General features: G+C 73.8%; 9 protein-coding genes. 4 read left to right on the top strand and 5 right to left on the bottom strand.

The features are described 5' to 3' along the window. On the bottom strand, nucleotides 1–1,737 hold a 1,737-nt coding region (locus AB8Z36_RS27525; RefSeq protein WP_440582009.1), incomplete at its 3' end, for an alpha/beta hydrolase family protein. Nucleotides 1,738–1,929: 192 nt separating this feature from the next. On the opposite strand from AB8Z36_RS27525, the gene AB8Z36_RS27530 reads away from it, so the two are divergent. Both AB8Z36_RS27530 and AB8Z36_RS27535 read left to right on the top strand, forming a co-directional pair. Beyond that, nucleotides 1,930–2,373, top strand: coding sequence for a DUF3093 family protein (locus AB8Z36_RS27530; protein WP_369216078.1), 444 nt, complete (start codon nucleotides 1,930–1,932; stop codon nucleotides 2,371–2,373). A 50-nt stretch (nucleotides 2,374–2,423) separates the two neighbouring features. After that, a complete protein-coding gene (locus AB8Z36_RS27535) occupies nucleotides 2,424–3,611 on the top strand; it encodes a diaminopropionate ammonia-lyase (RefSeq protein ID WP_440582010.1) in 1,188 nt (395 codons plus the stop codon). Nucleotides 3,612–3,632: 21 nt separating this feature from the next. Here AB8Z36_RS27535 and AB8Z36_RS27540 read toward each other — a convergent pair whose 3' ends face one another. After that, nucleotides 3,633–3,794 (bottom strand): hypothetical protein, encoded by a 162-nt coding sequence (locus tag AB8Z36_RS27540; RefSeq protein ID WP_369216079.1) that lies wholly within the window; start codon nucleotides 3,792–3,794, stop codon nucleotides 3,633–3,635. 147 nt (nucleotides 3,795–3,941) lie between these two features. Between AB8Z36_RS27540 and AB8Z36_RS27545 the strand changes: the two genes are divergently transcribed. Continuing rightward, nucleotides 3,942–4,382: an SSI family serine proteinase inhibitor gene (locus tag AB8Z36_RS27545; RefSeq protein ID WP_369216080.1), complete on the top strand. Its 441-nt coding sequence runs from the start codon at nucleotides 3,942–3,944 to the stop codon at nucleotides 4,380–4,382. Nucleotides 4,383–4,500: 118 nt separating this feature from the next. Here AB8Z36_RS27545 and AB8Z36_RS27550 read toward each other — a convergent pair whose 3' ends face one another. Both AB8Z36_RS27550 and AB8Z36_RS27555 read right to left on the bottom strand, forming a co-directional pair. Further along, the gene (locus tag AB8Z36_RS27550) at nucleotides 4,501–4,902 is read right to left on the bottom strand and encodes a YunG family protein (protein ID WP_369216081.1); all 402 of its coding nucleotides are present in this window, start codon (nucleotides 4,900–4,902) and stop codon (nucleotides 4,501–4,503) included. Between the two features lie 30 nt (nucleotides 4,903–4,932). After that, on the bottom strand, nucleotides 4,933–6,204 hold the full coding sequence (locus AB8Z36_RS27555) for a CaiB/BaiF CoA transferase family protein (RefSeq protein ID WP_369216082.1): 1,272 nt from the start codon (nucleotides 6,202–6,204) through the stop codon (nucleotides 4,933–4,935). Nucleotides 6,205–6,374: 170 nt separating this feature from the next. On the opposite strand from AB8Z36_RS27555, the gene AB8Z36_RS27560 reads away from it, so the two are divergent. After that, nucleotides 6,375–6,920, top strand: a complete 546-nt coding sequence (locus tag AB8Z36_RS27560; protein ID WP_369216083.1) for a GNAT family N-acetyltransferase — start codon at nucleotides 6,375–6,377, stop codon at nucleotides 6,918–6,920. Here AB8Z36_RS27560 and AB8Z36_RS27565 read toward each other — a convergent pair. Beyond that, nucleotides 6,921–7,199: TauD/TfdA dioxygenase family protein (locus AB8Z36_RS27565; protein ID WP_369216084.1), on the bottom strand; the 279-nt coding region annotated here is incomplete at its 5' end. It abuts the gene before it with no gap.

Consider the following 7,199-nt stretch of genomic DNA (forward strand, 5'->3'; position numbering starts at 1 on the left):
GTCGGCGCCCGCGAGGGAGAGCGGGCGGGCGGGGCTCATCCGCACCGGAGTACCAGGACGCGTCCAGCGCATCGACACCGCGTCACGACCGGGCTCCGGGGAGGCGTCCCACGCGGCGAAGTGCGGTGAGCCGCCCGCCGTTTCGGGCGGCAGGCAGGCGCGGGCCGCGTCCTGGGTCACCTGGGCGCAGACCTTGCCGCCCGTGACCTTGGTGGAGGCGTCCGGCACGAGAGCGGCCGTCCGGTGCGCGCCCACGGCGTGGGTCAGCACCCGCGCGGGTCCTGCGGAGGGCGCGCGGCGGTCCGTGCCGTCGAGGAGGGGGCGCACCCGGTCGTCACCCGCGACGAACAGCCTGGCCGCCGCGGCTATGTACGTGGCTCCGGCGCGCTGCTGCTGGGAGGCGGTCAGCCGGGTGTCCTTCCGCGGCGCGCACAGGGGGTCCGAGTCGTCGCCGAAGTCGTCGTCGGCGGGCGCCTTGGCCTGCCCCGGGGTCCACTCGCTGTTGAAGAAGTTGTGGTTGGCGCCCACCATGTACACCGCGCTGTGCAGGGCCTTGCCCCGGCTCACCCGGCGCGTGCCGTCGACGTAGATCTCGCCCTGGAGGTCGGAGACGTCGCCGTCGCAGCCGGGCAGGATCGTGGCGGAGGGCACGTCGGGCACCGGGTTCTGGCCGAAGACCGTGGGGCCTATCAGGACGTTGCCGCGTATCTTCCAGCGCGTCGGGCCGTGGTAGCCGTCCTGGTCGGCGGGCGGCGCATAGAGGCTGTCGAGCGCGGCCCTGTTGACGCCCTCGCCGCCGCGCGAGTGGCCGACGAGCAGGACGCGGGAGAGGTCGGCGGGCGCGACGGCGCGCACCGCCTCCGGGGCCTCGGCGGGCTGCCTCGCCCAGTCGGCCCACTGTCCGAGGTGGAGCCGCACGAGCGAGGAGCGGGCCTGGGCGCCGCCGTCCTCGGCGCGGTGGTCCTGGCCGTTGATGCCGTTGGCGGCGATGGACACGGTGACGTATCCCTGCGAGGCCAGGAGCTGCTGGGCCTTGTGGTAGCCCGCCTGGCTCGGCACCGGCTTGGTGCCGCCCTTGCAGGGCCAGCCGCCGCCCTGGTCCTCGCCCGATCCGTAGCAGGTGTAGTGGCGGCCGTGCAGGAACAGCACGAACGGCCGCTTGCCCGGTGCGTCCTTGGGCCCGATCACATCGGCCCGCATCTCCACCGGCTCAGGGAAGCCGGGGAGTCTGACCGACTTGAGCTTGTATGCACCGCTGGTGGTGGCGTAGCGGCCCTTCTTCCCCGGGTCGACGGAGTTGGCGGGCGGCAGCGCCGCGGGGACGGCCGGGCGCGGGGCACGCGACTCGGGCGCGGCTGCCGCCTCGTCCAGGCGGCGCCCTCCGGCCATCACCCGCAGCTTCTTCGCCGGGCCGACGCCCTCGCCGTTCAGCGGCAGCCGGAACGAGCGGCGGTCCCGCGCGGCCGACGGCCTGCCGAGCAGCTTGTCGCCGGAGTAGAACTCCACCCGGGCATCGCCCATGGGCACCGGCTCGTCCGCGGCCCAGACCAGTTCCCTGCCGTTGCCCTGACCGGCGAGACGCCAGCCCTCCGGGAGTCCGTCGTCGCTTCCCGGCGGGACGGGTGACGCGGGTCGCGGGGTGCCGGGCGACGGCAGCGCGTGCGCCGCCCCCGGGGCCGACGCCGCGAGCGCGAGCACCGCCAATCCCGTGGCCGCCATGCGTGGGACACGTCTCAAGTGTTCCTCCTGATCTCACTTTGCTCGGGGCCCCCGGTCGAACTGCGGTGCCCCTCCTGCCCCTTGACAGACGACGGAAGGTGACGTCGCGTTGCCTGGTGGAGGCGTGAGAAGAGCGAGGCTGTCAGGGGTGGCACGCCGTGCGGGGAACCCTCCGCCGCGCCCCGCGGACGCCCCTGCCAGGATTCGGTCATGCACATCTACGAAGAGCGGCTGAGCGTCCCCCGCTCCTGGTGGGCGCTGGTCGCGCTGGGCGGGGCCGGTCTCGCGCTCGCGGCGATCCCGTTCGGCGCCGTCGCGGCGGTGACAGCGGCGGCGACCGGCATGGCCGTGTCGGCGGCGATCGTGTACGCGCACGGCAGGGTGCGCATCCTCGTCACGCCCGGCTCCCTGGTCGTCGGCGGCCGGAAGATCCCGATCGAGGCGCTCGGCGCCACGGAGATCCTCGACGAACGCGAGGCCTTCGAGTGGCGGACGGCCAGGGCCAACCCGTACGCGCTGCTCCTGCTGCGCTCCTACATCCCCACGGCCCTCCGCATCGAGCTGCGGAACTCCTACGGCGGCGCCCCGTACGTCTACCTCTCCACGCGGCGGCCCATGAACCTGGCGGCCGTGCTGGCCTTCTCGCGGGGCTGACCGGCGGGCGTCCCTGGACCGGGAGGTACGGGGCGCCGCACCCTGGTCCCGTGATCGATCGAGCGAGTGACCCCGCGGCCGGTTCCCCCTCCCCTCTCCCCTGGTACGCGCGGCCCGCCGCACGGTCGTGGACGTGTCCCCCGCTTCCGTCGGACGCCTGGGACTTCCACACCGCGCTGCCCGGGTACGCGCCCACCGCCCTGCACGAGCTGCCCGCGCTCGCTGCGGAGCTGGGCGTGGCGCGGGTCTTCGTCAAGGACGAGTCGACCCGGCTCGGCCTCCCCGCGTTCAAGGCCCTCGGCGCGTCCTGGGCGATCCACCGCGTCCTCGCGCGGCACGAACGGAACGGGGCGCCGGGGCGCGGCGCGCCGCCGCTGCGCCTGGTGACCGCCACGGACGGCAACCACGGCCGGGCGGTGGCCCGCGTGGCACGGCAACGGGGGCGGCGCGCACACGTCTTCGTGCCCGACGGTGTGCATCCGGCCGCGGTGCGCGCCATCGAGGCGGAGGGCGCCGAGGTCACTGCGGTGCCCGGGTCCTACGACGCGGCGGTGGACGCGGCCGCGCGGGCGGCGGAGGCGCCGGACGCCGTACTCATCCAGGACATGGCGTGGGAGGGCTACGAGGAGATCCCGGCCCTCATCGTCGAGGGGTACGCCACGCTGTTCACCGAGCTCGACGCCCAACTGGCCGCGTCCGGTGTCCGCATGCCCTCGCTGGTCGCGGTCCCCGTCGGTGTGGGGTCGCTCGCGCAGGCCGCGGTGACGCACTACCGCAGCCGCTTCCCGGCGGCGGCCGACCGGCGGAGCGCTCCCCCCGCGCTGCTCTCGGTGGAGCCCGAGGGCGCCGCCTGTGTGCTCTCCAGCCTGCGCGCGGGGCGGCTCAGCAGCGTGCCGACCGGCGTCACGGCCATGGCGGGGCTCAACTGCGGCTCGCCGTCCGCGCTCGCCTGGCCCCCGCTGCGCGACGGGTTGGACGCGGCGGTCGCCGTGACCGACGCCGACAGCGCGGCGGCCGTACGCGATCTCGCGGCGCTCGGTGTCTCGTCAGGGCCGTGCGGTGCCGCGCCGCTCGCCGGGGTCCGCGCCGCCCTGACCGGCGAGGGCGGCGTCGAACGCGGGGCCGCCCTGGCCATCGGCCCCGCCTCGGCCGTCGTACTGATCAGCACCGAGGGCGCGGCGGCCAATCCGTACGCCCACGGGACATCTGCGGCAACCCGGGACATCGGCCCGTCTTAACGGCGAGTTCGTCATCGGCGATCATTTCCGGTCGTTGGCGATGGTCGAAGCAAGAACCATTTTCACAACGCCGCTGGTCAGAAGGTCGTCGGCGTTTATACCACTGCCGTCTGTCCACATGCTGGACAGGCGGAAGGTGATCCCTCCACCGGCCCTGAGCTGCCCGAACAGCCGTTCATGCACCGCTCAGCGAACGCCTTCATCCGGAAATCGACCATCCGTGTGGCACTCACTCTCCGCACAGGCAAGACTCCTCACCGCAGTCAGCACCTGACCGCAGTCACCACCTGACCGCGGGCACCACCCGCATCGAACAAAGGAGAGCCCACCATGCGTCGCACCCTCAGGATCGCGGGAGCAGCCGTGGCGGCGGCGACCTGCGTCCTCGCCGCGACATCAGGCACCGCGCAGGCCGAGGCCCCCAAGCCCACGAGCCTCTACGCGCCGTCCGCCCTGGTGCTCACGGTCGGCCAGGGCGAGGACGCCACCTCCGCGGCGGTCGAGCGCGCCGTGACGCTGACCTGCGCGCCGCGCCCCGGCGGAACGCACCCCGCGGCCGCGGCCGCGTGTGCCGAACTGACCAAGACCGGCGGGCAGTTCGCCCAGCTCGTGCGGGACTCGTCCGACGTCGTCTGTACCAGGGAGTGGCAGCCCGTCACGGTCTCCGTCACCGGCGTCTGGTACGGCAAGCACGTCAACTGGTCCGCCACCTTCGCCAACCGGTGCGAGATGAATGCGGGTCTCGGGGAGGGTGCCGCGCTGGCCTTCTGACGGGACCGAAAGACCCTGATCCACACTCAGGGAAGTTCCGGTGACCTTTCGTGGGGGAAGCGAGCCGGGACGCGGGTCGGCCCCCGGTGCCTTCGGGCACCGGGGGCCGTAGTGTCGCTCACCGCCCGCGGCGCGCCGCCGTCTCGTCGAGTCTTCGCAGCACCCGGGAGCGCAGCAGCTCATACTCCTCGCGCAGGCGGTTGATCCGCTCCGGCCTGACGACGACCGTCCCTTCGGTCACCACCTCTTCGGGCGCGAACTGCTCGCGGGTGAGGTCGATCTCGAAGTCGCCTCCGATCCGGTTCCACCAGTGGAAGTCCGTCCGGACGCCGTCGACATGGACCTCGCCGCGCAACAGGTCACCGCCGATCAGGTCGTGCAGGACCAGGGCCGTGACGCCGCACTGGTCCCTGGCCGGGTTCTCGGCGGTCCAGCTCGGCCGGTGCTCCGGCGTGGTGGTGTCGGCGCCCCAACTCTCGCGCACGGCCGCCTCGATGTCGGTGAGAAGCAGAGGGTTCATGCGGCTCACCTTCGCACCCGCCACTGACAATCAAGCCTCGTCGCAGCTCGGAGCGGGTGCCGGTGCAGGTGCCGGTGCCGGTGCCGCGACGCGTACCGTGCCGCGCTCGACCGCCCCGTCGATGGCCTCCTCGCCGAGGCCCGCCGCCGCGAGGACCTCCCGCGTGTCCGCCCCCGCGCCACGCACCTCTGGCCGCACCCGCGCCGGAGTGCGGGACAGCGATACGGGCGAAGCGAGCCCCCGGTAGTCACCGCCCTCGACGACCAGGCCCCGGTGGCGCACCTGAGCGGACGTCAGCGCCTCCGCGACGTCGTGCACGGGCGCGGCGGGGATGCCGCGCGCGGTGAGCCGCGCGGTCAGTCCGGCACGCGAACGCCCGGCGACGGCGCCCTCCAGCGCGGCGCGCAACTCCGCCTGGTGGCGCACCCGGTCGGGGTTGGTGCGAAAGCGCGGGTCGTCCGCGAGGCCGGGCAGGCCGAGCACCTCGGTGAGCGCGCCGAACTGCCGGTCGTTGCCGACCGCGATGAACACCGGGCCGTCGGCCGCGCCGAAGGCGTCGTAGGGCGCGATGGAGGGGTGCGCGGAGCCGGTGCGGCGGGGGACGGTGCCGTCGGCGAGGTAGGAGGCCGAGTGCGGGTGGAGGAGGCTGACGGCGGTGTCCAGGAGGGTGCAGTCGATGAGCTGGCCGAGTCCGGAACGGTGCCGTTCGTGCAGGGCGAGCAGGATGCCGGAGAAGGCGAGGATGCCGGTGACCTGGTCGACGACGGGTACGCCCACACGCAGCGGCGGCCCGTCCTGCTCGCCGTTGACGCTCATCAGGCCGCCGTAGGCCTGGAGCACCGCGTCGTAGCCCGGCTGTCCGCCGAGCGGTCCGTCCGTGCCGAAGCCGGTGATCCGGCAGTGGATGAGCGCGGGGAAGCGGCGCCGCAGTTCCTCGTCGGCGTGGCCCCACTTGGCGAGGGTGCCCGCCTTGAAGTTCTCGACCAGGACGTCCGTCCCGGCCAGCAGCGTGCCGAGGATGTCCCGTCCCTCGGGCGCGGACAGGTCCACGACGATGTTCTTCTTGGCGCGGTTGAGATTGCGGTAGTACGCGGAGGTGTCCGGGGCGACGAACGGCGGCCCCCAGCCCCGGGTCTCGTCACCGGCGGGCGGTTCCACCTTGATGACGTCGGCGCCGTGGTCGGCGAGCAGCTGTGCGCAGTAGGGGCCCGCGAGGACCCGGGACAGATCGAGCACCCTGAGCCCGTCGAGGGCTCCGGCGGACGGGGTCGACGCGGGCGGTGGGGTCGGTGGGGTCGGCATAGCGGCAGGACCTCGGCAGACTCGGCTCGTGGCTCCGGCTTGCGGCTCCGGCTTGCGATTCCGGCTCGTGGCTCCGGCTCGTGGCTCGTGGCTCCGGCGCACGGTTCGGATGCCGTGAGGCTATGAACCCCATGATCGCCGGTCAAGACCGGCCGGGGCACAATGCGCGCATGCCCACTCCGCCCTCCGGCCGCCTCATCGAGCCCGCCAGGATCCGCACGGCCCGCCTCGACCTCCTGCCGCTCCGTGTCGAACACGCCGACGACATGGCCGTCGTACTGGCGGATCCCGCGCTGCACACCTTCATCGGCGGCGCCCCCGACGACGCCGTCGCGCTCCGCGCCCGCTACCTGCGCATGCTCGCGGGCTCCCCCGAACCCGGCGTCTCCTGGTGCAACTGGGTCGTCCGCCTCGGCCGGGAGGCGCACGCCCCGCTGACCGGCACCGTCCAGGCCACGGTCGTACCCGGCGCGTCCGGGCCCGTGGCGGAGATCGCCTGGGTGGTCGGAACCGCCTGGCAGGGGCGCGGCATCGCCAAGGAGGCGGCGCGGGGCCTGGTGGAGTGGCTGGCCGGACAGGACGTGCGCACGGTGATCGCACACATCCGTCCGGACCACGCGGCGTCGGCGGCCGTCGCCGCGGCGGCCGGTCTCACCGCCACGGACGAGGTCCATGACGGCGAGCTCCGCTGGCGGTCGGCCGCGCCCGCGCGGTGATCAGAACGGGCGGTCGCCCGTGATCGCGACGCGTTCGGCGACCCGGCGGTGCGGCGCGTAGTCGTCGACCGCGTAGTGCTGGGTGGCGCGGTTGTCCCAGAAGGCGATGTCGCCCGCCTGCCAGTGGAAGCGCACCTGGTACTCCGGCACATGGGCCTGGCGCACCAGGAAGCTCAGGAGCCGGTCGCTCTCGTCGCGGTCCATGCCGACGATGTGGGTGGTGAAGGAGGTGTTCACGAAGAGCATCCGCCGCCCGGTCTCCGGGTGGGTGCGCACCAC

The organism is Streptomyces flavofungini (assembly GCF_041028215.1).
GTDB classification, from domain to species: domain Bacteria; phylum Actinomycetota; class Actinomycetes; order Streptomycetales; family Streptomycetaceae; genus Streptomyces; species Streptomyces flavofungini_B.

Coding starts and splice junctions, on each gene's coding strand:
- AB8Z36_RS27560 (WP_369216083.1), top strand. CDS start 6,375: ATGCCCACTCCGCCCTCCGGCCGCCTCATCGAGCCCGCCAGGATCCGC.
- AB8Z36_RS27545 (WP_369216080.1), top strand. CDS start 3,942: ATGCGTCGCACCCTCAGGATCGCGGGAGCAGCCGTGGCGGCGGCGACC.
- AB8Z36_RS27530 (WP_369216078.1), top strand. CDS start 1,930: ATGCACATCTACGAAGAGCGGCTGAGCGTCCCCCGCTCCTGGTGGGCG.
- AB8Z36_RS27555 (WP_369216082.1), bottom strand. CDS start 6,204: ATGCCGACCCCACCGACCCCACCGCCCGCGTCGACCCCGTCCGCCGGA.
- AB8Z36_RS27550 (WP_369216081.1), bottom strand. CDS start 4,902: ATGAACCCTCTGCTTCTCACCGACATCGAGGCGGCCGTGCGCGAGAGT.